This window comes from Planomonospora sp. ID67723, from assembly GCF_015711605.1.
Classification (GTDB): Bacteria; Actinomycetota; Actinomycetes; order Streptosporangiales; family Streptosporangiaceae; genus Planomonospora_A.
Genome location: NZ_JABTEZ010000001.1, coordinates 1,025,070 through 1,047,512, shown reverse-complemented (window position 1 = coordinate 1,047,512; position 22,443 = coordinate 1,025,070). Strand labels below are relative to the sequence as shown.

Annotated in this window: 24 protein-coding genes; 11 read left to right on the top strand and 13 right to left on the bottom strand. The window is 72.3% G+C overall.

Going from position 1 to position 22,443, the window contains the following annotated elements; all coding sequences use genetic code 11:
- Window positions 1-264 precede the first annotated feature (264 nt).
- From HS041_RS04965 to HS041_RS04955, 3 genes are all read left to right on the top strand, one after another.
- Window positions 265-1,212 carry a hypothetical protein gene (locus tag HS041_RS04965; protein ID WP_196439307.1) on the top strand — a complete coding sequence of 316 codons (948 nt, stop codon included), beginning with the start codon at window positions 265-267 and terminating at the stop codon, window positions 1,210-1,212.
- A 13-nt stretch (window positions 1,213-1,225) separates the two neighbouring features.
- A complete protein-coding gene (locus tag HS041_RS04960; RefSeq protein WP_230878427.1) occupies window positions 1,226-2,086 on the top strand; it encodes a MauE/DoxX family redox-associated membrane protein in 861 nt (286 codons plus the stop codon).
- Window positions 2,087-2,185: 99 nt separating this feature from the next.
- Entirely contained in the window at window positions 2,186-3,271 is a 1,086-nt protein-coding gene (locus HS041_RS04955) for an IS630 family transposase (protein ID WP_196438539.1), read from the top strand.
- Between the two features lie 237 nt (window positions 3,272-3,508).
- Here HS041_RS04955 and HS041_RS04950 read toward each other — a convergent pair whose 3' ends face one another.
- From HS041_RS04950 to HS041_RS04930, 5 genes are all read right to left on the bottom strand, one after another.
- The gene (locus HS041_RS04950) at window positions 3,509-4,681 is read right to left on the bottom strand and encodes a DUF8462 domain-containing protein (protein ID WP_501224823.1); all 1,173 of its coding nucleotides are present in this window, start codon (window positions 4,679-4,681) and stop codon (window positions 3,509-3,511) included.
- Window positions 4,682-4,994: 313 nt separating this feature from the next.
- On the bottom strand, window positions 4,995-5,270 hold the full coding sequence (locus HS041_RS04945) for a hypothetical protein (protein WP_196439305.1): 276 nt from the start codon (window positions 5,268-5,270) through the stop codon (window positions 4,995-4,997).
- The gene (locus HS041_RS04940; RefSeq protein WP_230878426.1) at window positions 5,267-6,832 is read right to left on the bottom strand and encodes a radical SAM protein; all 1,566 of its coding nucleotides are present in this window, start codon (window positions 6,830-6,832) and stop codon (window positions 5,267-5,269) included. The genes HS041_RS04945 and HS041_RS04940 overlap by 4 nt, the downstream gene beginning before the upstream one ends.
- Window positions 6,829-7,095, bottom strand: coding sequence for a hypothetical protein (locus tag HS041_RS04935; protein ID WP_196439304.1), 267 nt, complete (start codon window positions 7,093-7,095; stop codon window positions 6,829-6,831). The genes HS041_RS04940 and HS041_RS04935 overlap by 4 nt, the downstream gene beginning before the upstream one ends.
- Window positions 7,096-7,346: 251 nt before the next feature.
- Complete coding sequence (locus HS041_RS04930) at window positions 7,347-8,132, bottom strand: prolipoprotein diacylglyceryl transferase (protein WP_196439303.1); 786 nt, start codon at window positions 8,130-8,132, stop codon at window positions 7,347-7,349.
- A 237-nt stretch (window positions 8,133-8,369) separates the two neighbouring features.
- On the opposite strand from HS041_RS04930, the gene HS041_RS04925 reads away from it, so the two are divergent.
- The gene (locus tag HS041_RS04925; RefSeq protein WP_307845173.1) at window positions 8,370-9,233 is read left to right on the top strand and encodes a M15 family metallopeptidase; all 864 of its coding nucleotides are present in this window, start codon (window positions 8,370-8,372) and stop codon (window positions 9,231-9,233) included.
- Window positions 9,234-9,323: 90 nt separating this feature from the next.
- Here the strand turns inward: HS041_RS04925 and HS041_RS04920 are convergent, their stop codons facing one another.
- From HS041_RS04920 to HS041_RS04900, 5 genes are all read right to left on the bottom strand, one after another.
- Window positions 9,324-9,995, bottom strand: coding sequence for a response regulator (locus tag HS041_RS04920; protein WP_196439302.1), 672 nt, complete (start codon window positions 9,993-9,995; stop codon window positions 9,324-9,326).
- Window positions 9,995-11,158, bottom strand: a complete 1,164-nt coding sequence (locus tag HS041_RS04915; RefSeq protein ID WP_196439301.1) for a sensor histidine kinase — start codon at window positions 11,156-11,158, stop codon at window positions 9,995-9,997. The genes HS041_RS04920 and HS041_RS04915 overlap by 1 nt, the downstream gene beginning before the upstream one ends.
- Before the next feature lie 11 nt (window positions 11,159-11,169).
- Window positions 11,170-12,036 carry a hypothetical protein gene (locus tag HS041_RS04910; protein ID WP_196439300.1) on the bottom strand — a complete coding sequence of 289 codons (867 nt, stop codon included), beginning with the start codon at window positions 12,034-12,036 and terminating at the stop codon, window positions 11,170-11,172.
- Between the two features lie 107 nt (window positions 12,037-12,143).
- Window positions 12,144-12,575, bottom strand: coding sequence for an RDD family protein (locus HS041_RS04905; RefSeq protein WP_196439299.1), 432 nt, complete (start codon window positions 12,573-12,575; stop codon window positions 12,144-12,146).
- Between the two features lie 202 nt (window positions 12,576-12,777).
- A complete protein-coding gene (locus HS041_RS04900; protein ID WP_230878425.1) occupies window positions 12,778-13,245 on the bottom strand; it encodes a nuclear transport factor 2 family protein in 468 nt (155 codons plus the stop codon).
- Window positions 13,246-13,473: 228 nt separating this feature from the next.
- On the opposite strand from HS041_RS04900, the gene HS041_RS04895 reads away from it, so the two are divergent.
- From HS041_RS04895 to HS041_RS04870, 6 genes are all read left to right on the top strand, one after another.
- Window positions 13,474-14,796: a hypothetical protein gene (locus HS041_RS04895; RefSeq protein WP_196439298.1), complete on the top strand. Its 1,323-nt coding sequence runs from the start codon at window positions 13,474-13,476 to the stop codon at window positions 14,794-14,796.
- A gap of 99 nt (window positions 14,797-14,895) precedes the next feature.
- A complete protein-coding gene (locus tag HS041_RS04890; RefSeq protein ID WP_196439297.1) occupies window positions 14,896-15,294 on the top strand; it encodes a hypothetical protein in 399 nt (132 codons plus the stop codon).
- A gap of 147 nt (window positions 15,295-15,441) precedes the next feature.
- Complete coding sequence (locus HS041_RS04885) at window positions 15,442-16,344, top strand: NUDIX hydrolase (protein ID WP_230878424.1); 903 nt, start codon at window positions 15,442-15,444, stop codon at window positions 16,342-16,344.
- A 122-nt stretch (window positions 16,345-16,466) separates the two neighbouring features.
- Window positions 16,467-17,498 (top strand): permease, encoded by a 1,032-nt coding sequence (locus tag HS041_RS04880; RefSeq protein ID WP_196439296.1) that lies wholly within the window; start codon window positions 16,467-16,469, stop codon window positions 17,496-17,498.
- Window positions 17,483-18,286 (top strand): TIGR03943 family putative permease subunit, encoded by an 804-nt coding sequence (locus HS041_RS04875; protein WP_196439295.1) that lies wholly within the window; start codon window positions 17,483-17,485, stop codon window positions 18,284-18,286. Before HS041_RS04880 ends, HS041_RS04875 begins: the two co-directional genes overlap by 16 nt.
- A 135-nt stretch (window positions 18,287-18,421) precedes the next feature.
- Window positions 18,422-19,051, top strand: coding sequence for a nuclear transport factor 2-like protein (locus HS041_RS04870; protein ID WP_196439294.1), 630 nt, complete (start codon window positions 18,422-18,424; stop codon window positions 19,049-19,051).
- Between the two features lie 38 nt (window positions 19,052-19,089).
- On the opposite strand, the gene HS041_RS04865 is transcribed toward HS041_RS04870, so the two are convergent.
- Together HS041_RS04865 and HS041_RS04860 are read right to left on the bottom strand one after the other, a co-directional pair.
- Entirely contained in the window at window positions 19,090-19,749 is a 660-nt protein-coding gene (locus tag HS041_RS04865) for a response regulator (RefSeq protein ID WP_196439293.1), read from the bottom strand.
- Window positions 19,746-20,927 (bottom strand): sensor histidine kinase, encoded by a 1,182-nt coding sequence (locus tag HS041_RS04860; RefSeq protein ID WP_196439292.1) that lies wholly within the window; start codon window positions 20,925-20,927, stop codon window positions 19,746-19,748. Before HS041_RS04860 ends, HS041_RS04865 begins: the two co-directional genes overlap by 4 nt.
- Window positions 20,928-21,162: 235 nt before the next feature.
- Between HS041_RS04860 and HS041_RS04855 the strand changes: the two genes are divergently transcribed.
- The gene (locus HS041_RS04855; protein WP_196439291.1) at window positions 21,163-21,759 is read left to right on the top strand and encodes a hypothetical protein; all 597 of its coding nucleotides are present in this window, start codon (window positions 21,163-21,165) and stop codon (window positions 21,757-21,759) included.
- A gap of 12 nt (window positions 21,760-21,771) precedes the next feature.
- Here HS041_RS04855 and HS041_RS04850 read toward each other — a convergent pair whose 3' ends face one another.
- Window positions 21,772-22,371 carry a cadmium resistance transporter gene (locus HS041_RS04850; RefSeq protein ID WP_230878423.1) on the bottom strand — a complete coding sequence of 200 codons (600 nt, stop codon included), beginning with the start codon at window positions 22,369-22,371 and terminating at the stop codon, window positions 21,772-21,774.
- Window positions 22,372-22,443: the final 72 nt, after the last annotated feature.

The window sequence follows — 22,443 nt, the reverse complement described above, 5'->3', positions numbered from 1 at the left end:
TCGCAGCCGGAAGCTCCGATTCGGCTGAACCGGAATCCAGATTTCGTCCTCTCGAATGCAAAGATCGGTCCAGTCGGAGGACGAGCCGGCGAAGGGGAGTAAGGGCGGGTCTGTGGTGGCCTGGGAGACAAGGCGTTCTACCGGGGATGTGAATTTTGCTACCCAGTAGGGCCCCTGTCGGAATTATTCGCGGTAGTGGAACACGGGATGTCTCCGGACATGTGACGCTGACCTGGACACCTCGCCGAGAACAGGAGAGTGACGATGCTCTATCGGAGCGTTGACCGTCGCCGTGTACTGGCCGCGGCCGCGCTTGGCCGGACTCTCGAGGATCCCGGCCCGGTCTCCGACAAGGGTGAGCTGCTGCACGCCGTCAGCGGCGAGATCCTGGACGTCAGCCCCCATCTGATCATCCTCGAGACTCCGGAGGGCAGGGAGGAGCGGCTCGTCATCGCTCCGTGGGCGACCGCCTGGCGCGGCGACGTCACCGCTCCGGCCGACCTGCCGGTGGGCACCCGGGTGATGGTCAGGACGCTGCACGCCGGCCGGGTCGCCGAACGGATCTGGGGGGACATCACCCGGATCACGGGTGTGATCGAAAGAGTCGACGGCGGGTCCGGGGACCGCACGATGGAGATCTACTGCGGCCCGCACCGGGGACACCGCACCGTCGTCATCCCCTACGCCTCCTCGGGCCGGATCCAGGTCCGGCACCCGAAGCTCGAACCCGGATACCTGTTCGACGCCATCGGGGTCGTCGAGAACGGCGTCGCCCGCGCCCGGCTGCCCGCGACCTCCCAGCCGCCCTACCGCTGGACGGCCGTGCCCGAACCATCGGCGTACGGCGGCACGCAGTGGCCGATCTCGGCCACCGTGACCTGGTCGGACGTGTTCGACTCCGACGAGCGGGGAGCGGCCTACCCGATGCTGGAGCCCTCCGAATCGGGATGCGACGAGGCCGGGGCGTCCTGCGCCGGGCTGCCCTACCTCTCGCTGGGCTCGATCCTCAACGTGCGCAACACGTGCGCCGGCCGCACCTCGATCGTGCCGATCGTGACGTGCGGCTGCCTCGCCGGCCGGTTCTGCGACCGGTGCCTGGAGTGCGGCACCTCCCCGCGTGGCCGGATCGCCGAGCTGTCGCCCTCCTCCTTCGTGGAACTGGGCGGAGACCTGACCAAGGGCTGTTTCAACGCCCAGGTCGGATTGGGATGAGGAGATGACTCAGATGGCGCAGACGCAGGTGTGGGCCGCGATCGCTGCGGCCCAGCTTCCCGTCCTGGGCGTGCTCCTGGCACTGGGCACGGTGGCGAAGCTCAAGACCGTCGTGGACGGTTCGCAACCCGGCGGGATGAGCGGGCTCGGACCGGCGGTGCTGGTGGCCGAGCGGTGGCAGGCCCCCGCGATGCTCGGCTGCGCGGGCGGGGAGGCCGTCCTGCTGGCCGGGCTGACCGCCACCGGGCACCCGGTCTTCCGCTGGGGCACGACGGCGTTCTTCGCGGTCTCCACCTACGTCCTGTGGGAACTGCGGCGTCGCCGGCCGGATGTGGGCTGCGGCTGCTTCGGTGACGTCAGCGCGGTCCCGGTGGGCGTGCGCTCGCTCGCCCGCACGGTGGTGCTGACGGCCATGGCGGCGAGCACGCTCTGGGCCGGCCCGGTCACGGGATGGTCGGTGCTGGCCGGGATCTCCTGGATCGAGGGCCTGGCCATGGCGGGGGGACTGCTGCTGGTCGCCGCGCTCTCACCGGAGATCGGGGAGGTCGCCGCCCGGCTGCGCCACCGCACCCCGTGCGAGCGACGCCCGGCCAGTCCTGCGACGGCGGCCGCCCGGCTGCGCGCCAGCTCGGCCTGGCGGTCGCACCAGGAACTGCTGTCGGGCGCGGAACCGGTCGACAGCTGGCGGGAGCTCTGCTGGCGGTTCTTCGTCTATCCCGGACGGGGCCACGCGGGCGATGCGGTGGACGTGGTCTTCGCGGTCCGTCTCAGCGGGCGGCGCCCGGTGGTGCGGGTGGCCGTGGTCGGCGCCGACGGCCGGCCGGTCGCACCCTCGTCGAGGCCGGAACCCGTCCCGGTGCCCGTCGGCCGCTAGTGAGCCGGTCTTGAGCTGTGGTGTCACCACATGAGGTGAATTGTGTTTCAGGCCGCAGCGCGAGGTGACGAGACCTCCGCGCCGCGTTCTGCTGGAGGGATGAGTGATCCACGACTGGAGCCGCTGGTGCTGACCGAGCTCGAACGCTCGACGTTGCAGGGGTGGGTGAAACGCCGTACGACCGCGCAGGGCTTGGCACTGCGGGCACGGATCGTGCTGGCCTGCGCCGAGGGCGGCAGCAACATGGCGGTGGCCGGACGCTTACGGATCCACCGTAAAACCGTGGCCCGCTGGCGCAGCCGGTTCCTGTCCGCCCGGCTGAACGGACTGCATGACGAGCCCCGGCCCGGCGTGCCGCGCACCATCACCGACGCCCAGGTCGAGGAGGTGGTAGTGCGCACGCTGGAAGAAGTCCCTGCCGGAGCCACCCACTGGTCCAAACGCGAGCTGGCCCGGAAGGTGGGCATCTCCCCGACCAGTGTGCTGCGGATCTGGCGGGCGTTCGGCCTGCAACCGTGGCGGACCGAGGACTTCAAGATCTCCCCGGACCCGCTGCTGATCGACAAGATCCGGGACGTGGTCGGACTGTATCTGGCCCCGCCGGCCGGCGCGGTGGTGTTCTCGATGGATGAAAAACCCCAGATCCAGGCCCTGGAACGGACTGCGCCCGTCCTACCGATGCTGCCCGGGACCCCGGAGCGGCGCAGCTTCGACTACATCCGGCACGGCACTGTGGACCTGTTCGCCGCGCTGAACACCGCAACCGGCCAGGTGATCAGCAAACTGTCGGCCCGGCACCGCGCGATCGACTTCCGCGACTTCCTGGCCGAGATGGACCTGCAGGTCGAACCCGACCTGCAGGTCCATGTGATCTGCGACAACCTCGCGGCGCACAAGGCGCCGCTGGTGCACCGCTGGCTGCTGGCCCATCCACGCTTCACGCTGCATTTCACCCCAACCTATGCCTCGTGGATCAACCAGGTCGAACGTTGGTTCGCCGAGTTGCAGCGACGCTGCCTGGAGCGTGGGGTGTTCTGCTCCCTGGGGGCGCTGACGACCGCTCTGGAGGAATGGATCGCGTTCTGGAACGACAATGCCAAGCCGTTCCGGTGGACCAAGACTGCCGACCAGATCATCGACCGTATCTGCCGCTACTGCGACAGGATCTCAAGACCGGCTCACTAGGAGCTGCGTCAAAGCAGGTCACAGTCACGCGTCGTGCCCGGCGAGCTCGCCGCACCGGATGCGCCGCTCCCGCCGCGTTCCGCAACCGGGCGGTGCCAGCCCGGCGGGGATGCCCGGACTGTCACGCGGTCCGGGCCTTGGAGCAGGCTCGATTGAGCTCTATACGGCTCTCTAGCTTCCCCACTAGAGAGCCGTATAGAGGGCTAGGGGCCCACTGGAAGTATATCGAACATTTGTTCAGACGGGCTGGGAACGCAGGAACTTTCCGAAGTGCGGGACGGTGAACGCGATCAGCCCGCGCTCGGCGCTGTAGATCAGCCCCTTCTTGATGAGGCTGTCGCGGGCCGGGGAGAGGCTGGACGGCTTGCGGCCGAGGAGCTCGGCCACCTCGGCGGTGGCCACCGGCTCGTCACCGATCGAGGCGATGGCGTGCATGTAGTCGCGCTCGGCCGGGGTGGCCCGCTCGTAGCGGCTGCCGAAGAACCCGACCGCGAGCTCCTCCTCGGCCTCGGGCGCGGAGACCCTGACGTCGTCACCGGTGATCGGGCTGTGCAGCGCGAGATCCCATGCGACCTTGCCGTAGGCCTGGACGAAGTAGGGATAACCGTCGGCCGCCTCGTAGAGCGCGTCGAGGGCCTCCTGGGTGAACTCCACACCCTCGCTCTCGGCCGGGGCGATGAGCGCCAGATCGGCCGCCTCGCGGTCGAGCCGATCGATCCTGGCGTAGCGGAAGAGGCGCTCGGAGTAGCTCTTGCTGGCCGACAGCAGGCTGGGCAGGTGCGGCAGGCCCGCACCGACCACGATCAGCGGGCCGCCGCTCTGGGAGAGCTCGTGGCAGGCCGCGCAGAGCGCCGAGACGTCCTGGGCCTGCACGTCCTGCATCTCGTCGATGAACAGGGCGATCCCGACGCCCAGGTCGGTGGCGACCGCGGCGGCGTCGACGAACAGCTCGGTGAGGTCGATCTCCAGGTCACCGGAGTCGGCCCGGCCGCGGGCGGCGGGCACGTCGATTCCGGGCGACCAGTGGGAGGTGCCCTTGGCCGCGGAGGCGTCGCGCATCGCGAACGCCTTCAGCACGCCGAGGAACTCCTCGATGCGCTCGGGCGCGCGATGCCGGGGGGAGAGCTCGCGGATCGCCATGTGCAGGGCCGCGGCCACCGGCCGCCGGATCGACCGGTCGGGGCGGGCCTCGATCTTCCCGGTGCCCCACAGCCGCTGCATCGCCATCGACTTGAAGGTGTTGAGGAGGACGGTCTTGCCGACGCCGCGCAGGCCGGTGACGACCATGCTGCGCTCGGGGCGGCCCCGGGCCACCCGCTCCAGCACGACCTCGAACTGCTGCAGCTCGCGGTCACGCCCGGCGAGCTCCGGGGGGCGCTGCCCCGCGCCGGGGGCATAGGGATTGCGCACGGGGTCCACAGTCTCGGACTGTATGACGGGATATAGCGGCCGTCCTAGATTTCCGTAGAAAGCGCTACGGCGTGTCGCGTGCCGCCGCGCGGAGCCCCGCGGAGCGGACGTGCGGGGCGCCGGCGGCGTCTGGAGCATCACCATGGCCCACCCCTCACCTGGGCGGACGCCGCCCGAACCCGTGTTCGATCCGCTCCCCCAGACTGTAGCGCGGCATCGAACACAATGACGAGAGTTTCCGGAGAAAAGCTCTTCCAAAGGTCGGCCACCCGGCTCGTCAAGAGCGCGGGGGAACGCCGGAGCCGCCTGCCGGCTAGCCGGTGAAGCCCCACACCAGGGCGGCGAGGGCGGCGAGCGCGATCAGGGCGAGATACCCGAGCACGAGCCGGGTGTCGCGCAGCAGGCACTTGCTGCGGGTCAGCCCGGCCCTGCGCGCCCGGAGGTAGCCCGCGAAGCCCAGACCGGCGAAACCGAGCACCACCCACGCCCCGCCCAGCCACGCCAGCAGCGCCACGGTCGCGTAGACGCACAACCGGAGCGGGTCGTACGGCTCCGCGCCCGGACCCGAACCCGGTGCCGGGGCCGTCACGGGACCTCCACCGGCGGGAGCCGTACCCCGGGATCGGCCGAGGCGACGGCGGAGAGCCGCTGCCTGGAGAGCGCGGGCCAGGCCTGGACCGCGCAGAACGGGGCGCACTGGTCCTGGCCGGAGCGGGTGCCCACGTGGACGCAGCACTGGACGAGCCGTTCCTCCAGCATCGTCGCCATGTCCATGAACGGCTTCACCGTGATGCGGACCACCCGCTCGCCGAGCATCCGGCGGAGCCTGCGCCGCCGGCCGGGCAGCGCCGAGGAGGCCAGCGCCAGCAGGGTGGAGACCCCCAGGTCGCAGTTCTCGCAGATGTTCCGCCACAGCTCGCCGATCTGCGGGTGCGACAGCGACGACTGCTCCGACAGCAGGCCGAGCAGCGACTCCTGTACGGCCAGGCGCAGCTCGCGCGGGATCTCGCTGTCGGCGATCCGGTTGGAGACCAGTCCCAGGTTCTCCTTGAGCCGGTCGTGGCCGATGAGCGCGGCCAGCGACCGCCACCGTCCGGAGTCGTCGCGGATCATGTAGCCGACCGAGCAGCAGTGCGGGTGCGAGCAGGGCAGCGCGGTGAGGTCGCGCCAGGTGACGACGTCACCGGTCTGCGGGCCCAGGCGCCTGAGCACCCCGGTGTGGGTCAGCCGCTCCATCGGGTCGATCGTCCCCGACCGGCCGGAGCCGAACTGCGGCTGCAGGGACACCCCGCCCACGTAGGGCGTGTCGAGCGCCAGCCGTACGACGTCGCCGATCTCCGCGTCGTTGACGCCGAGCGCGGCCGTCATGACCAGCGTCGTGAAGATCTCCCGCTCCGACAGCCGGCGTACGGCGTCCGCCTTGATCCTGCGCAGGTCCCCGCCCCGGTGGTGGCGCGAGGCCTCGGCGGAGGCCCCGTCGTACTGCAGGTAGACCTCGACCCGGTCGCGGTGCGCGGCGAGCAGGTCGAGCAGGGCGTCGTCGCGGGCGACGAGGACGCCGTTGGTGTTGACCAGGATGCGGGTGATCGGCCGGGCCGCCAGTTCGGCCAGCAGGGTTTCCAGTCCCGGGTGGAGCGTGGGCTCCCCGCCGCTCAGCATGAGCACGTCCAGGCGGCCGTTCTCCCTGGCCAGGCGCTGGTCGACGTTGGCCAGCACGTCGGCGACCGGGACCACGCCGCCCAGATCGGGCGAGGAGCCGGCGAAGCAGGTGGGGCAGCGCAGGTTGCAGGTCTCGGCGATGTCCTCCAGCAGGATGCAGGTGTGCTGGGTCTGCGTCTCGGGGAGCCCGCGCAGGTAGGCGGACGGGACCGGGTCGAAGTTCCCCGGCACGTCGGGGAGGTGGGCCTTGGTGGGGGCGGTCCACTCCTCCAGGTAGGAGAGGATCTCCGGGTCCTCGTCGTACAGCGTGCGCACCAGGCCGTGCGTACGGCAGCCGCGCTCCAGGTAGACCCGGCCCTCGCGCTCGGCGAGGTAGCCGGTCAGGCGCGCCACGTCGGGCAGCGGGCGCTCGGGGTCCTCGTCGTGGCAACGCGGGCAGAACGCGTTGACGTAGCGGAGGATGCGGTCTCCCCGCAGGCCCATTCCGGTCATCGGTACAGCTCGGGGTTGAGACCGGTGCAGAACCCCGCCGAGACGATCGAGACCAGCGCCCAGCCGATCATCAGCCCGATCCCCAGCCCTTTGGCCACGGGCGCGCTGTTCCTGACGAGGAGGATCCCGCCGCCGAACGAGACCAGCGCCAGGAGCCCCGCGACCACGGCGAAGCCGGTCGAAGAGCCGGTCGCGAACGCGATGAAGGCGAACACGACGTTGATCACGATGTAGACGAGGACCCCGACGAACGCCAGCCCCACGATCGTGCCCGTCGAACCCGGCGGAGGAGGCGGTGACGGCGGCCCCCCGCCGGGCGGCCCCTGCGGCGGGGAACCCCACACGGGCGGCCCCTGAGGCGGATGAGGCGGAGGACCCCAACCGGGCGGCGGGCCCTGGGGTCCCGGTGCCGGGGGCGGGCCGGAGTGCGGGCCGTGGGGCGGGCCGGAGTGCGGCGGGTCCCCGGGCCGGGGGTCCCGGGAGTGCGGATCCTGCGGCGGGTCCCCTGGCGTGGTCATGCGCGGATCTCCTGTCTGCGGACGATCGGGTCGTAGAAGCCCCGGCGGTAGCCGTACCCCAATCTGGCGGCGACCAGGAGCAGGCCGGGGAGGAGGAACCACTGCGGGCGGGTGAGGTCCAGCCAGACCGTCTCGTTGGCCCGGGTGAACTCCACCAGGAATCGGAAGACGGCGTAGGCGGCGACGTAGAGGGTGAACAGCTCGCCCGGCCGGGTGATCCGGCTCCGCAGCCACCACAGCGCCCCGAACGCCGCCAGGTGGAAGGCGATCTCGTAGAGGAACGACGGGTGCATGGCCTGCCCGGCCAGGCAGCCCGGGCAGCCGGGCGTGGCGGCGGGGGCGTGCACACCCCACGGCAGGCCGGTGGGGCGGCCGGGAGCCTCGGTGAGGTGGCAGCCGATCCGGCCGACCGCCATGCCGATCGCGACCGCGGGCGCGAACAGGTCACCCGTCCTCTCCCGGTAGCCGATCAGCCGCTTGGCCACGAGCACGCCGGCGTAGGCGCCGGTGAGGCCGCCCAGGACGCTGCGGGAGCCGAACATCCAGGCTTCGAGCAGGGACGGGTTGAGCGCCGGGTCGAGGTGCTCGGCCCAGCCGGACAGCCGCATGCCGATCGCCCCGCCCACCAGCGCGCCCGCCACGGCGACCAGCGACTGCTCGGCCGGGGCGCCCCGGCGGCGGGCCTCCGCGACGAAGACCACGGCGGCGGCCGCCACCCCCAGACCGACGAAGAGGCCGTGTACCGGCACGGTCCACCATCCGACCACGACGACCGGCTCCATGCGGTTCACAGTAGAGGAGCGGTGGTGATTTCAGAATCGACGGCCGCACGTCGCCGGCGAGTCTCCGCTCCGGTCGCGTACGGGCGAGGTGTCTCAGCCCGTACGGCCAGGTCTGCCCGGTTCACGCGGACCGGATCGGGCAGAGAACGGACACCGCCGGGATGCGACTCCGGCGACTTTCCGTAGCGGGAAGACTACGCTGGGACCGGTGGATTCCTCCGGTGCGAGGAGTGGCAGGTGACAAGCTCCATGTTCGGAACGCGCCTCCGGGCCGCCGTCGTGATGACCGCGTGCCTGGCGGCGGCCGCATGCGGCACGTCCGACCCGGTCCCCCCGGCCGCGGAGGACCCGGCCCGGGACTCCGTACGGCCCAGCGCGTTCTCCCCGTCCCCGTCGCCGCCGTCCCCCTCCTCCTCGGCCCCGTCCTCTCCCGCGGTCTCTCCCACCTCCCCGTCCCCGCTCCCGCCGTCGGCGTCCCCGACCGCGGTCCCGTCGTCCCCGGCTCCGGCGGCGACGCCGTCCCCCGCCGGGCCGCCGGAGTTCTCCGCGGAGGTCACCCGGATCGCCCGCGAGCGGCTCAAGCACTCCTGGCGCTCGGGCTGCCCCGTGCCGGTGCGCGACCTGCGACTGGTCACGATGACCTACTGGGGGTTCGACGGCCGGCCGCACATCGGCGAGCTGGTCGTGCACGAGGACGTCGCCGGCGACGTGGTCACGGTGTTCCGGCGGCTGTACGGCTGGCGCTGGCCGATCTACCGGATGGAGCTCGTCGACGTCTACAAGGGCGACGACTTCGACTCGATCGACGCCGGCAACACCTCGGCGTTCAACTGCCGCCCGGCGACCGGGTCGAGCAGCTGGTCCCAGCACGCCTACGGCAGGGCCATCGACATCAACCCCCGGGAGAACCCCTACGTCTCCTCCGACGGATCGGTGGCGCACCGCAACGCCCGCAAGTTCGCCGAGCGCCCGGTGAGGTCCCCCGGCGTGATCAATCCGGGCGACCGGGTGGTCAGGGCCTTCGAGAGGCTCGGCTGGGAGTGGGGCGGCTACTGGTCCGGCATCAAGGACTACCAGCACTTCAGCAAGGGCGGCGGCTGAGACCCTGGCCGGCGAGGTGCCTCGCCACGAGAGGTGCGGCCGGGGCGGGGACGGCGGGCTCCTGGTGCTCGCCCGCCTCGCCGTAGGAGGTCAATGTGCCTGGGGCGGCCGGACCAGGCCGTGCCGGTAGGCGAGTGAGACGAGCTGCGCGCGGTCTCGCACGTCGAGTTTGCCGAGCGCCCGGCTCACGTGCGTCTTGGTGGTGGCCATGCTGATGCAGAGCCGCCGAGTGATCTGCTCGTTGTCCAGGCCTTGCGCGACCAGCGCCACCACCTCGCGTTCGCGGGCGGTGAGCGCGCCGAACACGGTGTCGTCGACGGCGACCGGCGGGGCGGCGAACCTGGCGATCAGCCTGCGCGTCAGGCCGGACGCGAGCAGTTCCTCCCCTCCGGCGACCAGTCGGATCCCGTGCAGCAACTGAGCCGGGTCGGTGCTCTTCAGCAGGAATCCGCTGGCGCCGGCGTTGATGCCCTCGACCGCGTAGGCGTCGTCGTCGAAGGTGGTGAGGATCAGGATCCGCACGGACTCCAGGTCGGCGTCCGCCATGATCCGGCGGATGCCCTCCAGGCCGTCGGTGCCGGGCATCTGGATGTCCATGAGGACCACGTCGGGCCGGGTGCCGCGGGCGAGTTCCGCGGCGGTCGCCCCGTCTCCGGCCTCACCGACCACCTCCATGTCCGGTTCGGAGTCGATGAGCATCCGAAACCCCGCGCGCACGAGCGACTGGTCGTCGGCGATGAGCACGCGGATCGGCCGGGGCATCAGGGACTCCCGTCGACCGGCAGCGAGCACCGCACCTCGAACGTCCCGTCCGGCCGGGCGTCCGCGCTCAGCGTTCCGCCCAGGGCGGCCGCTCGCGCGCGCATGCCGCCGATCCCGTTGCCGCCGACCGGCGTCGGCGGCCCGGCGTCGGTGACGCCGTCGTTGCGCACCACGATCTCCAGCATGTCCTCACCGTAGTCGAGCTTCACCTGGACGGAGGTGGCGCGTGCGTGCCTGCGCACGTTGGTGAGCGATTCCTGCACGATCCGGAACGCGGCGAGGTCGACCGGTGTGGGCAGCGGCCTGCGCTCGCCCCGGACGGTCAGCTCCACCGGCGTGCCGGTCGCACGGGTGACGTCCAGCAGCCTGTCCATGTGGGCGAGACCGCCGTGCGACGGCGTTCCCCCGTCGGCGCGCAGGGCCCCGAGCAGGATCTGCACTTCGGCCAGGCCCTCATCGCTGATCGTCTTGATGGTGGTCAGCGCGTTCGCCGCCTGGCCGGGGTGGCGGTTCATCAGGTGTACCGCCACCCCGGCCTGCACGCTGATCGTGGCCATGGTGTGGCCGAGGACGTCGTGCAGTTCGCGGGCGATCTCGAGTCGCTGCTCGGCCGCGCGTGCGCGGGCCTGTCCGGCGCGGATCTCGGCGGCCTGTTCCGCCCGCTCGCGGGCGCTCACCGCCGCCGCCCGGTGGTAGTGCACGGACGCGCCGAGTGCGACGGCGACGATCTCCAGGGACAAGGCGTTGACGGCCCGGTCGTCGAACCATCGAACGTCGAAAGCCGTGTGCACCACGACCGTCGACACCGCGGCGGTGATTCCCCAGCCCGCCAGACCCCACCACCGTCCGTGCTCGGCCGCCAGCGTGTAGCAGCCGATCAACACCGCGAGGGTGATCAGGCGGCCGGGGTAGTCGAGGAAGTACCACGCCGCAGTGATCGCGTTGGCGGCCAGGAGCACCGGGAACGGTGCGCTGCGCCGCGCGCTCAGCACTCCGGCGGCCGCACCGGCCAGAACGATCGCGCCGACGTCCAGCGATCCGGCGGGGCCGAGCGGGCCGAGCCCGGTCACCCCGGCGGCCAGCACGAGTACGGCGAGGCCCAGGCCGATCGCGGCGTCGGCGGCGGGAACGCGCAGTACGGGCACCGACATGATTCGGGACAACCGGGCCTCCGTCACGGAGTCGAAGCGTCGGCGGGAATGATATTCACCAGTTCACGCATCCCCTCCTGGGCGAACATCCGGCCGGTGCGCAGATTCCGGACCCAGGTGACCAGCGCGTACTCGCCGGGAGGCAGCGCGGCGGTCATGAGCGCGGCTCGCGAAGGCGACATCGGCACCACCCCGGTCGGCCTTTCGGTGAACGGGTAGCCGCCGGTTCCGGAGAAGAACGCGTCCAGATCCGCCAGAGTCGTACCGGGGCGCACCGGCATCAGCATGGCCTCGTTGAACTGGCTCGACCTGTTGACCACCAGTACCGGTGATCCCGAGGTGATCTGGCGGGGCGCCACGAAGCCGGAGTCGGTCGCCGTGATCACCTCGGGCGGTGAGGACGGCGTCCGCGGACCGGCGCCCGGACCGACGACCCGGAGCGGCCGGACGCGCTGGGCGAAGTCCGGCTCCTCGACGTCGCGGAAGTCGACCAGATGGTATTCGCCGGGCGTGACGACCGTGGTCACCGCTACGGGGACGTGCCCGGTGGCCGCCCCGCCCAGCATGACGACGTCCCTGGCGACCGCCCGGCCGCCGGCGACCGAGGTGGACGGGTCGTCGTCCATCGCCTGCTTGAGGTGCCCCAGATACCGGTCGAGCGGGACCCCCGGCCGTAGCCGCACCAGCCCGACCCAGGCGCCCTTCGGGTCCTGCGAGCGCACGGTGAGGGTGAGGGCGCCGGCGCGGACGCTCGCCGGCGCCGCGAACCCCGCGGGTGTCACCGTGATGTCGACCGTGCCTGCCGGTGGGGCTTCGGCATGCGCCGGACCGGCGATCACGGCCGCGGTGAGGACTGCAACGAACGCTGAAATGCGCAGATGTCGTTTCATGGGGACAACTGTCGCCTCCGGACGGGGTGCGCCGCGTCATGCCGGCGAGGTGACTTGGCGCGCCCGCCTCCGCGGTAGGCCTCTACCGTCACGGGATGACCGTACCGTCAGGGCGGTATCCCCGCCGGGTTCCGGGCCGCTTCTCGGCACCGCACCACCGCCGTGTCCGCGAGACGGTCGTGGTAGCACAGCCGTTTCCTGCTCCACAGCAGGTAGATCACGTTGACGAGCCCGACGAACCAGCCGAACACGGGGATCAGCAGGGTCGCCAGGAAGACCCCCGATCTGATCGCCGCCGCCTGGGACGACGGCGGCCGCCCGCTCTCCGTGGAGACGACCTTGATCCTCATGAGGCGTTTGCCGAGAGTCTGGCCGTTGTGGGCGTGGAGCAGCCAGAGGTAGAGGTGAGCGGAGACCAGGGCGACCAGGTGGCCCCAGGACGCGGTGAGGGTCTCGCCGACGTCTACGACGACGGCCAGCAGGGCGATGTCCAGGATCGCGGCGGGAACCCGTAGATGGAGGGGTGCTGTCCGGGTCACCTTGAGGATTGTGCCAGGCACCGTGCACGGCGTTCCGGCCGGCGACCGCCTCTTGTGGCGGGGCGCCGCGCGATCTGGCCGGTCGGCTGCGCCGCTGACGTCCGCCGCACGCGCCGACACGTCACGGACAGACGGCCCGTGCCCCTCCCGGGGCCACGGGCCGTCTGCGTCTCCGCGCAGCGAATTCCCGGCTGACAGGGATTCAGCCGCGCGTCGCGGGGGGCCAGCCGTGGCCCCACCCTCCCTGGACCATGGTCTGGAACGCCCACCCGTCCGCGGTGCGCACGAGGAGGTCCGCGTAGCGCATCGACTGCCGTTGCCCCTCCACGGTGACCGTGGCCTCCGTCTCGACGAGCACGAGGTTGGGGGTGAGGAAGCGCGGAGTCCGGACGGACTTCGTCTCCATGCCGGCCGTACCGCCGCCCATGACCTCTGTCATCACCCGCACGAACTCCTCACGGTCCCACTGGCTGACCGCGCCGAACCCGCCGGGCACGTCGGTGGCCAGGTTGAGCGGGAAGACCGCCAGGTCGGCGATCTCCTGGACGGCGCCCCGCGCGGCCAGTGCGTCGTATTCGGCGAACCATGCCTCGACACCGGCGAGGTCCTCGGCGCTCGGCGTGAACAGTTCGCTGCGCTCGTTGTCCTGCTGCATTACGGCTCCCTTCATCTCTTCTCCGTACAATGTACCGTACGTTGTACGGAAAGTGTGAGGGTGACGACGGCCGCTTCCGGGAGAAGACGACGGCCGCTTCCGGGAGAAACCGCGGACGGGGGAGGACCCGCCCCGCGGACCCGCGGACCTCGTTCCCGGAGATCCGCCCCGCGCGAGCCCTGGCCGTGGGAGGCGGGGTCCGGGCCGTGGTCGGTACGCTCACGGCGGGAAAGGGGGGTTTCCATGCTTTTCACCGTCGCGGCCGTGTTCGGGCTGACGTGGTGGCTCGGGCTGTACGTGATCGTGCGGGACCCGCGGGAGCGCGGACCGCGACGGGCCGGGCTGGGGCTGCTGGCCTACGGGCTCGCCCTGGCGGCCGGGCAGGTGCGCGCCGCCGCCGGGGGTCCCGGGGCCGAGGTGCTCGCCGCGGCCGAGATCGTGCTGATCCACTTGCCGGTGCTGCTGTGGGCCGGTGCCGTGCTGACCCTGGTTCCCGGAAGCGAACGGCTGGAGAGGACCTGGTCGAGAGGGCTCGTCCCGGTCACGCTCGCCGCGCTCGCGTGGCTGGTGGCCTCCGGCTGGGACGCGGAGGTGAGCACCGCGGCGCGGGCGGTGGCCGGCGTGCTGCTGCTGGCGCCGCTGGCCGGGGTGCTGGTGCTGCTGCTCCGGGCCAGGCCGCCGCGGGTCGGCCGGCTGGTGGCGGTCGCCACGCTGTTCTTCGGGCTGGGCGCGGCGCTGCTGGTGTTCCCGCTGCTCGGCCCGGCCCGCCTGTTCGCCGTACTGGCCATCGACGTGGACATGGCCATGCTGGGGGTGGCCATCGCGATGTCCAGCGCCTTCCAGGCGGGCGAGGCGCTCTGGCGCGACATGCTGCGCTCCCTGCTGGGGGCCGTGGTCGTGGCGGTCGCCTCGGGCGGCCAGGTGGCCCTGGCCGTGGCGCTCGGCGAACCCACCCCCGCACTGGCGGCGCTGCTGTTCGGCGTCGTCGCGGTCGCCGTCGCCGTACAGACGCTGGCCGGGCCGGTGCACCGGGCCCTGGACCGGATCGCCTTTCCCGGCGACCCGGGGATCCGCCGCGAGCGGTCCGAGCTGCGCGACTCCGCCGAGGCGCTGCCCCGCCGCGAGCAGGGCCCTCCTCCGATGGAGGAGGGCGAGTTCACCCGCCTGACGAGGCGCGCCCTGGCGGGCTACGGCGACCTGGGCAAGCTCGCCAGCAGCCCGCTCGCCAACCTGCCGGCGATCGACAAGCGGGTCACCGGCGACAGCCCCCTGGAGCGGGCCGCCGAGCTGCGGAACCTGCTGCTGGAGAGCATCCAGCGCCTCAAACCCCGCGACGGCGAGTTCGGCACCAGCGAGGAGTGGCGCTTCTACAACGTGCTCTACTTCCCGTACGTCCGGGGCCTGCGGCCGTACCGGCGCGGCGCGGGGCGCGACGGGCTCACCCCCGAGGAGCGGCAGGCCTTCGACTGGTTCCTCCGCGAAGTTCCCGAACGTACGCTCTACAACTGGCAGAACGCGGCGGCCAAACTCGTCGCCGACGACCTCCGCACAGAGAACTGGCAGTGAATGGCAGTGCCGTGTCTGCAGATGGCAGTGGGTGAGGCGGTGTGCTGAGGGCGTCGGAAGCCGACGCATCCGCAAAGACGCACCGCGAAGGAGAGACCCATGACCGCGACCGCCGCCGTCACCCCCCGCACCCCCCTGCTCGCCCGCGCGCTGCAGGCCGACGCGATCCTCACCGGAGGGTTCGCCGTCATCCTGGCCGCCGCCGCGGCCCCGCTCGCCGGCCTTCTCGGCCTTCCCGAGCCGCTGCTCCGCTGGGCCGGGATCGGCCTGCTGCCGTTCGTCGCGTTCCTCGCCTACCTGGCGACCCGTCCTGCCCCTGCCCGGCGGGGCGTCCAGGCGGTGATCGCCGTCAACGCGCTGTGGGTCGTCGACAGCATCGCCCTGCTGTTCACCGGCTGGGTCGACCCCAACCCGCTGGGTGTCGCCTTCGTCGTCGCCCAGGCCCTCCTGGTCGCCGCCTTCGCCGAGTTCCAGTACATGGGACTGCGCCGGAACTGAAACCCGGCCCGCCTCCGGGGGTCCCGTCGCACGAGCACCCGGCTCGCGCGGCGGGACCCCCGTCATGAGCGCGCCCTGATCGGCGTTCCCTGCGGACGGGGCCTGACGGTTCCGGGCGCAGGAACCATAATGGGAAGGCGATCTCCCTTGCCGGGTGAATCCGACAGTCCCCTCGACAGGAGGATGATGGCGGCCAAGGACGGGGACGGCTGGGCCCGTTGCGAGCGGGGGCACCGGCACTGGGGGGTGCACGGCGCCTCGGGACTGCTCGCCGTGCACCACGACGCCGGCGGCACGCCGCACATCCTGATGCAGAAACGCTCGTTCTGGAGCCACCACGGCGGCACATGGGGCCTGCCCGGCGGCGCCCGCGACAGTCACGAGGACTCGATCACCAGCGCGCTCCGCGAGGCCCGGGAGGAGGCCGCGCTGTACGGCGACGGCCTGCGGGTGCAGGGCGTCTACCTGGACGACCACGGCGGCTGGTCCTTCGAGACCGTGATCGCCGAGGCCGAGGGGCTGCTCCCCGCCGTCCCGGCCAACAGGGAGAGCGCCGACCTGCGATGGCTTCCCCTCGACGAGGTCGGAGCCAGGAGGCTCCATCCCGGCTTCGCCGAGACCTGGCCCGCGGTCAGCCGGGCGCTCCGCCCCCTGGTGGTCGTCCTGGACGCCGCCAACATCGTCGGCGCCCGGGCCGAGCACGGCTGGTGGCGGGATCGCGCCGGGGCCACCGCCCGGCTGGTCTCCGAGGTCGGCGCCCTCGCCGGCAGCGGGCTGCGCGCCGTCCCCGAGCGCTTCCCCGCCCTGGCCCGCTGGTTCCCCCGGGTCCTGATGGTCGTGGAGGGCGCCGCCCGCGAGGTGCCCCCGGTGCCCGGCGTCACCGTCCTGCCCGCCCCGGGCAGCGGCGACGACACCATCGTGCGCGCCGTGCGGAACGCCCCCGCCTGGGAACAGGTCCTCGTGGTCACCGCTGACCGCGCCCTCCGCGAGCGCGTCGCCGAGCACGGCGCCGAGGTCACCGGCCCCCGGTGGCTCCTCGCCCAGCTCTGAACGTCCCCGGTCCCGGCCCGCCGCCCGGGAGGCGGGCCGGGACCGCTCGAACCGGTGAATGTTCCACGTGGAACATTCACAGACCACATATGGCTTCTGCGAAATCTGAGACGATACGAACCATGTCCTCTCTCCAGACCGACCCCGAGCGGCCGTGGGTCGACGAGGACGGGCCGATCCCCCCGGACTCCTGGGGCCGCGGCGTCGCTCCGGGGCGGGCCCTGCCGTGGGGGTTCGTGCTCGTCATCGCGCTGCTCGTCGTAGGGCGGATCGCGCTCGCGCCGTACCTGACCTCGGCGGCTCTGCAGACCTGGGCCACGGTCTTCGTGGCGATCTGCGTGCAGGCGCTGCCGTTCCTCGTCTTCGGGGTCGCCCTGTCCGCGGCGATCACCGCGTTCGTCCCCGGCTCGTTCTGGACCAGGGCGCTGCCCCGGCACCCGGCGGCGGCGGTGCCCGTCGCGGGGGTGGCGGGAGCGGTGCTGCCGGGCTGCGAGTGCGCGTCCGTCCCGGTCGCGTCGGGGCTGATGGCCCGGGGGGTGACCCCGGCCGCCGCGCTGGCCTTCCTGCTCGCCTCCCCGGCGATCAACCCGATCGTGCTGGTCGCGACCGCCGTGGCCTTCCCGGGCCAGCCGCTGATGGTCGCGGCCAGGTTCGGCGCCTCTCTGGTCGTGGCGGTGCTGGCCGGCTGGCTGTGGCTGCGGTTCGGCAGGAGCGAGTGGCTGCGGATCCCGTCCCGCCCGCACGGCGAGGGCTCGAAGCTCGCCGCGTTCGGCGAGGCCATGCGGCACGACCTGCTGCACGCCGGCGGGTTCCTCATCGTCGGCGGGCTGGCCGCCGCCACGATCAACGTGCTGGTCCCCCGCGAGTGGCTGACCGCGGTGGCCGGGATCCCGTGGCTGGCGGTGCTGGTCATGGCGCTGCTCGCCGTACTGCTCTCGATCTGCTCGGAGGCGGACGCGTTCGTGGCCGCCTCGATGAGCGCGTTCTCGCCGACCGCCAAGCTGGCCTTCATGGTGGTCGGGCCGATGGTCGACCTCAAGCTGATCGCGCTGCAGACCGGCACGTTCGGCCGCGCCTTCGCGGTCAGGTTCGTCCCGCTGACCTTCGGGCTCGCCGTCCTGGCGAGTTCCCTGTTCGGATGGCTGCTGCTGTGAACCGCGTGACCCAGAACCTGATCCTGGCCCTGCTCGGCGGGGCCGTACTGCGGATCTCGGCGTTCTCCACGACCTACCTGAACTACGTGAAGCCCGGTTTCCGGCCCTTCCTGGTCGGGGCCGGGGTGGTGCTGGTGGTCCTCGGTATCGCCGGGCTGGTCCAGTCCCTGCGATCCGAGAAGGACGGTGCAGGGCGCGGTCACGCCGGCGGGCACGAGCGGCCGGATGAGGGCCCGGAGGGGCACGGCGGCGCGGACGGGCATGACCATGCGGACGGGCACGGTCACGGCGGTCCCCGGATCGCGTGGCTGATGTGCCTGCCGGTGTTCGCGATCTTCCTGATCGCGCCGCCGGCCCTGGGCTCGTTCGCCGCGTCCCGGGACGACACGCCTCCGCCCCGCTCGCAGGCGCTCAGCTCCTTCACCCCGCTGACCGGCGAGGGCCCGGTGGACATGAAGATCGGCGATTTCATCGCCAGGGCCTGGGACGACGAGAAGAAGTCCCTCACCGGCCGCCAGGTCAGGCTGACCGGGTTCGTCGTGCCGTCGAAGAAGAAGGGCCAGTGGTTCGTCACCCGCATGCAGCTCGCCTGCTGCGCCGCCGACGCGTTCCCGCTCAAGGTCGCGGTCAAGGGGGTCGCCGCGCCTCCTCCTGACACCTGGGTCGAGGTCACCGGCACCTGGGTTCCCCACGCGTTCGACAAGATGCCGGCCGGGGTCGTCCATCCCGAGCTCGCCGCCACGGACCTCATGGAGATCGACGCTCCCGCCGAGCCGTACGAGGACTGACGATCATGGCCAGCCCGGTCGCCGGACGTTACGATCACAGGAATCCTTTCCGACCGGCCCCGGAGACCGAACGTGGGCTATCCGCCGCAGCACGGCCCGCCACCGCCGAAGGGTGAGACGGGCCGAGGGCTGACCGTGATCGTCCTCACGGCCGTCGGCCTGTTCATCGGGGCGGCCGTGATCCTCCTCACGGTGCTGAACCCGCCGCCCGCGGCGCAGAGCTCCGCGCCGAGCCCCTCCGCCTCGGGCGCGGCCCGGACGGAGGAGTCGGTACGGCAGGCCGCCCAGACGGCGTTCGACGCCTACGCGAGCGGATCCTCCGGCGAGTTCTGGGATCTGTGGAGCAAGCGGGCCCAGGAACTGATCACGCGTGAGGAGTACGTGCGCCTGTTCCAGCTCTGCCCGCAGATCGCTTCCGGTATGACGTTCACCATCACCGACGTCATGATCACCGGGGACGCCGCCCTGGTCACCGCCACGCGTTCCGGCGATCCGACCGCCTACGACTACGACTTCGCCCACGAGAGCGGCTCATGGCGATATGTCCTGCCCCCGCAGGAGGAGCAGGAGTACCGTTCCAGGAACGTCGACCAGATCGTCCAGGCCCGCCAGGCCACCGGCACCTGCGGCGCACCCTCCGCCGCCCCGGCGCCCGGCGGCACGCCCCCCGTCGACCTGTTCCCCGGCGGCCTGTCCCTCCTCAACCCGCCGTCCCCCGTCGGCACGCCTCCCGTCTCGACGCCCGCCCCGTCCCCGCCCGGCTGACGAACGCGCCCGGCGGGCCCTCCCCGGGGTCGGCCGCCTCAACGGCCGCCCGGCTGGATGAGGCCGGACTCGTAGGCGGCGATGACCGCCTGCACCCGGTCGCGCAGGCCGAGCTTCATCAGCACGTTGCTCACGTGCGTCTTGACGGTGTGCTCGCTGACCAGCATCTCGGCGGCCACCTCCGCGTTGGACAGCCCTCGGCCCAGCAGGACCAGCGTCTCACGCTCGCGCTGGGTGAGCCCGTCCAGCCCGGTGGGGGCCGGGTTCTGCCGGAGCCGCCTGCGCACCATGTCGTCGATCAGCCGCCGGGTCACCGCCGGAGCCAGCAGGGAGTCCCCTGCGGCCACGACCCGGACCGCGTGGACCAGGTCGTCGCGGCGGACGTCCTTGAGCAGGAAGCCGCTGGCCCCGGCGTACAAGGCGTCGTAGACGTAGTCGTCCTGGTCGAACGTGGTGAGCATGAGAACTCTGGTGCCGGTCTCGGCGCACACCACGCGGGCGGCCTCGATGCCGTCCATCCGCGGCATCCGGATGTCGAGGAGCAGCACGTCCGGCCGGTGCAGGCGGACCGCCTCGACCGCCTGGACCCCGTCCCCGGCCTCGGCGACGACCGTGATGTCCGGCTGGGCGCCGAGGATCATGGCGAAGCCGCTGCGCACCAGCTCCTGGTCGTCGGCGACCACCACGTCGATGGTCACCGCTCCACCCCGGCGGACCCCGGCAGCGGAAGCCGTACCGACACCTGGAAGCCCCGGGCGTCCGGGGCGGGGCCGAAGGAGGCGGTGCCGCCGCAGGCCGCGGCCCGCTCGCGGATGCCGATCAGCCCGTCACCGCCGGAGAGCCGTGGATCGCGGGGGCGGCGGGCGGGGCCGGAGCCGTCGTCGGTGACGGTTATCACCAGCGCGTCGTCCTTCCAGTCGAGGCGGACCTCCGCCGTGGTGGCGTCGGCGTGCTTGACGATATTGGTCAGCGACTCCTGGACGATCCGGTAGGTCGCCACTTCCGCGTCGGCGGGAAGCCCCGCGGGTGTGCCGGTGACGGTCAGCGAGACCCGGGGTCCGCCGTCCCCCGCCCGGCCGACCAGCTCGGGGATCCGGTCGAGAGTGGGCTGCGGGTCCCTCGGCCCGCCCGACTCCTTGAGCAGGCCGAGCATGCGCCGCAGCTGCGCCATCGCCTCCCGGCCCGCGGCGCCGATCGCCTCGAAGGCCGCCTCCGCCCGTGCCGGGTCGGCCCGTACGGCCAGCGGACCGGCCTCGGCCTGGACCACCATGATGCTCACCGCGTGGGCGAGGATGTCGTGCATGTCACGGGCGATCCTGGCCCGCTCGCGCTCGGCCGCGCGCTCGGCCTCGATCTCACGCTCGCGCTCCAGTTGCACGGCCCGCTCCTCCAGCGCGGCGGCGTAGGCGCGGTGCACCGCGACGGCCCGGCCGAGCGCGTAGGCGGCGGCCCAGGTCACCGTCCCGCGCACGAATGTGGGGACCGACCCCACGGCGAGCAGGGAGCCGCCGAGGGTGATGACGGCCGCGGCGATCCGCAACCGCCGGGGCGAGCGCCCGGCGACGGTGTAGGTGGCGACGAGCAGGCTGTACCAGATGGGCTGTGAGGGGTTGTCCGGGTCGTTGAGGGAGTAGGCGCCCAGCGCCAGGAGGGACAGGACCAGCACGGCGAACGGGTGGCGTCGGCGCACGACCAACGGCAGCGCGGAGGCCAGGACGGGGAGGTAGTGCGCCACCGACCACGGCTCGTCGCTGAGGCGGCGGGTCTCGTACAGGAACGGCACCGACTGGGCGGCGAGCACCAGGACGGTCAGCGCCACGTCGGGCACGAGGGCAGGGAGCGCTCGCACCCGTGCGACGAGCGGGGAGAGGGACATGGCACCCGAGTATCGCCGACGGGCCCGGCCCGCCGTCTCCCTCGTGCGGGGGATGACCGGCATCGCCCGTGTCGGCGATGTGCGCGGTGCACGCGGTCCGGAGAATCGGGGTGTCCCCTCCGGAGGCAGGCCGGTACGGCTCCGGCCCCGCCGGACCGCCGGCTCACCGATCCGCCCGCCCGCCGGCGGGGACCGGCCTCCACCCGCCCCGCACCGATTCCCCGGGAGTCACGGAATGCATCCCCGCTTCGCCTTCGTCGCCGCCCCGCTGCTCGTCATGGCCTACGGGGTGATCCGGATCCTCGACGGCCTCGACGGCAGCCGGGGGCCCGGCCTCGCCTGGACCACCGGCCACCTCGCCTTCCTGGCCGCCCTCGCCCTCTTCATCCAGATATTTCTGGAGATGCGGAGAATGGCGGGCCGGAACGTCCTCTCCACGGTGAGCGCCACAGCCGGAATCGCCGGCGCCGCCGCCTTCATCGCACAGTTCGCCGTCGACATCGCGGTCGGTTTCATGGCCGCCGACCACGCCGGCATGGGTGTCCTGTTCGACCGGGTCCAAGCGGTTCCCGGCGTCTCCGTCGTGGTCTACGACGGCGGGCCCCTCCTGTTCTTCGCGGGCCAGCTCGCCCTCGTCGTCCAGCTCGCCGTCATCGGCCGGGTCAGGTTCTGGACGCCCGCCCTGGTCCTGGTGAACCTGCTCCTCCCTCTCGTCGACAAGGACCTGATCCCGGTCGGCGCCGTCTTCCTGCTCGTCTCCTTCGTCCCCCTCGCCCGTCAGGCCGCGACAGGTCCCGCCCCCGTCCCGGCGCCGGCCCCCGCCCGCGTGTGACACCGGGGGCCGTCAGAGAAGGCGGCCGAGCACACCGGATTCGACGACGATGACGGCCCCGATCACGATGAAGACGACGGGAACGAGCCAGTGCCCGGACCGCTCGACGGCGGCGACGACCGCCCGGTGCGAGCCGAGCCACGCCCCGGCCGCGCACCAGGCGCCGACCAGGACCGCGAAGACGGCCACGGTGACCAGGCTCGCGGTGAGACCGGCGGTGCGGAACACCGGGGTGTACACCGAGATGTTGTCCGCGCCGTTGGCGACGGTGACGCCGGCCACCGTCAGGAGCCCGGTGGCGGCCACGGGGGCCTCGTCCCCGCCCGGGGAACGTACGGCCCCGCCCAGACTCCACAGACCGAGGCCGAGCGGGACGAGGCCGAGGAGTCCGGTCCACTCGTCGGGAACGATGGTGAGGCCGAGCGCCGCGACGGCCGAGACCGCGACCAGCACGGCGATGCCCGCGTACTGGCCGGCGACGATCTGCCAGGGGCGCGGCCGTCCGGCGGCTCGGGCGGACAGGAACAGGACCGTCAGGACGATGAGGTCGTCGACGTTGGTCCCGGCGAAGACGGCGGCGGCCGTACCGATCATCGCGGGCAGACTGTCCATGGCGGATCACCCTAGACGGAGCCGGGCACCGCGGGAGACCGGCGTGACGCGGGGCGCCGAGCCGGGCCGTCC

Excerpts from the sequence above, each read along its gene's own strand:
- HS041_RS04965 (WP_196439307.1), top strand. The coding sequence starts at position 265 with ATGCTCTATCGGAGCGTTGACCGTCGCCGTGTACTGGCCGCGGCCGCG.
- HS041_RS04960 (WP_230878427.1), top strand. The coding sequence starts at position 1,226 with ATGGCGCAGACGCAGGTGTGGGCCGCGATCGCTGCGGCCCAGCTTCCC.
- HS041_RS04955 (WP_196438539.1), top strand. The coding sequence starts at position 2,186 with ATGAGTGATCCACGACTGGAGCCGCTGGTGCTGACCGAGCTCGAACGC.
- HS041_RS04940 (WP_230878426.1), bottom strand. The coding sequence starts at position 6,832 with ATGACCGGAATGGGCCTGCGGGGAGACCGCATCCTCCGCTACGTCAAC.
- HS041_RS04930 (WP_196439303.1), bottom strand. The coding sequence starts at position 8,132 with ATGGAGCCGGTCGTCGTGGTCGGATGGTGGACCGTGCCGGTACACGGC.
- HS041_RS04920 (WP_196439302.1), bottom strand. The coding sequence starts at position 9,995 with ATGCCCCGGCCGATCCGCGTGCTCATCGCCGACGACCAGTCGCTCGTG.
- HS041_RS04910 (WP_196439300.1), bottom strand. The coding sequence starts at position 12,036 with ATGAAACGACATCTGCGCATTTCAGCGTTCGTTGCAGTCCTCACCGCG.
- HS041_RS04900 (WP_230878425.1), bottom strand. The coding sequence starts at position 13,245 with ATGAAGGGAGCCGTAATGCAGCAGGACAACGAGCGCAGCGAACTGTTC.
- HS041_RS04895 (WP_196439298.1), top strand. The coding sequence starts at position 13,474 with ATGCTTTTCACCGTCGCGGCCGTGTTCGGGCTGACGTGGTGGCTCGGG.
- HS041_RS04890 (WP_196439297.1), top strand. The coding sequence starts at position 14,896 with ATGACCGCGACCGCCGCCGTCACCCCCCGCACCCCCCTGCTCGCCCGC.
- HS041_RS04880 (WP_196439296.1), top strand. The coding sequence starts at position 16,467 with ATGTCCTCTCTCCAGACCGACCCCGAGCGGCCGTGGGTCGACGAGGAC.
- HS041_RS04875 (WP_196439295.1), top strand. The coding sequence starts at position 17,483 with ATGGCTGCTGCTGTGAACCGCGTGACCCAGAACCTGATCCTGGCCCTG.
- HS041_RS04860 (WP_196439292.1), bottom strand. The coding sequence starts at position 20,927 with ATGTCCCTCTCCCCGCTCGTCGCACGGGTGCGAGCGCTCCCTGCCCTC.
- HS041_RS04855 (WP_196439291.1), top strand. The coding sequence starts at position 21,163 with ATGCATCCCCGCTTCGCCTTCGTCGCCGCCCCGCTGCTCGTCATGGCC.
- HS041_RS04850 (WP_230878423.1), bottom strand. The coding sequence starts at position 22,371 with ATGGACAGTCTGCCCGCGATGATCGGTACGGCCGCCGCCGTCTTCGCC.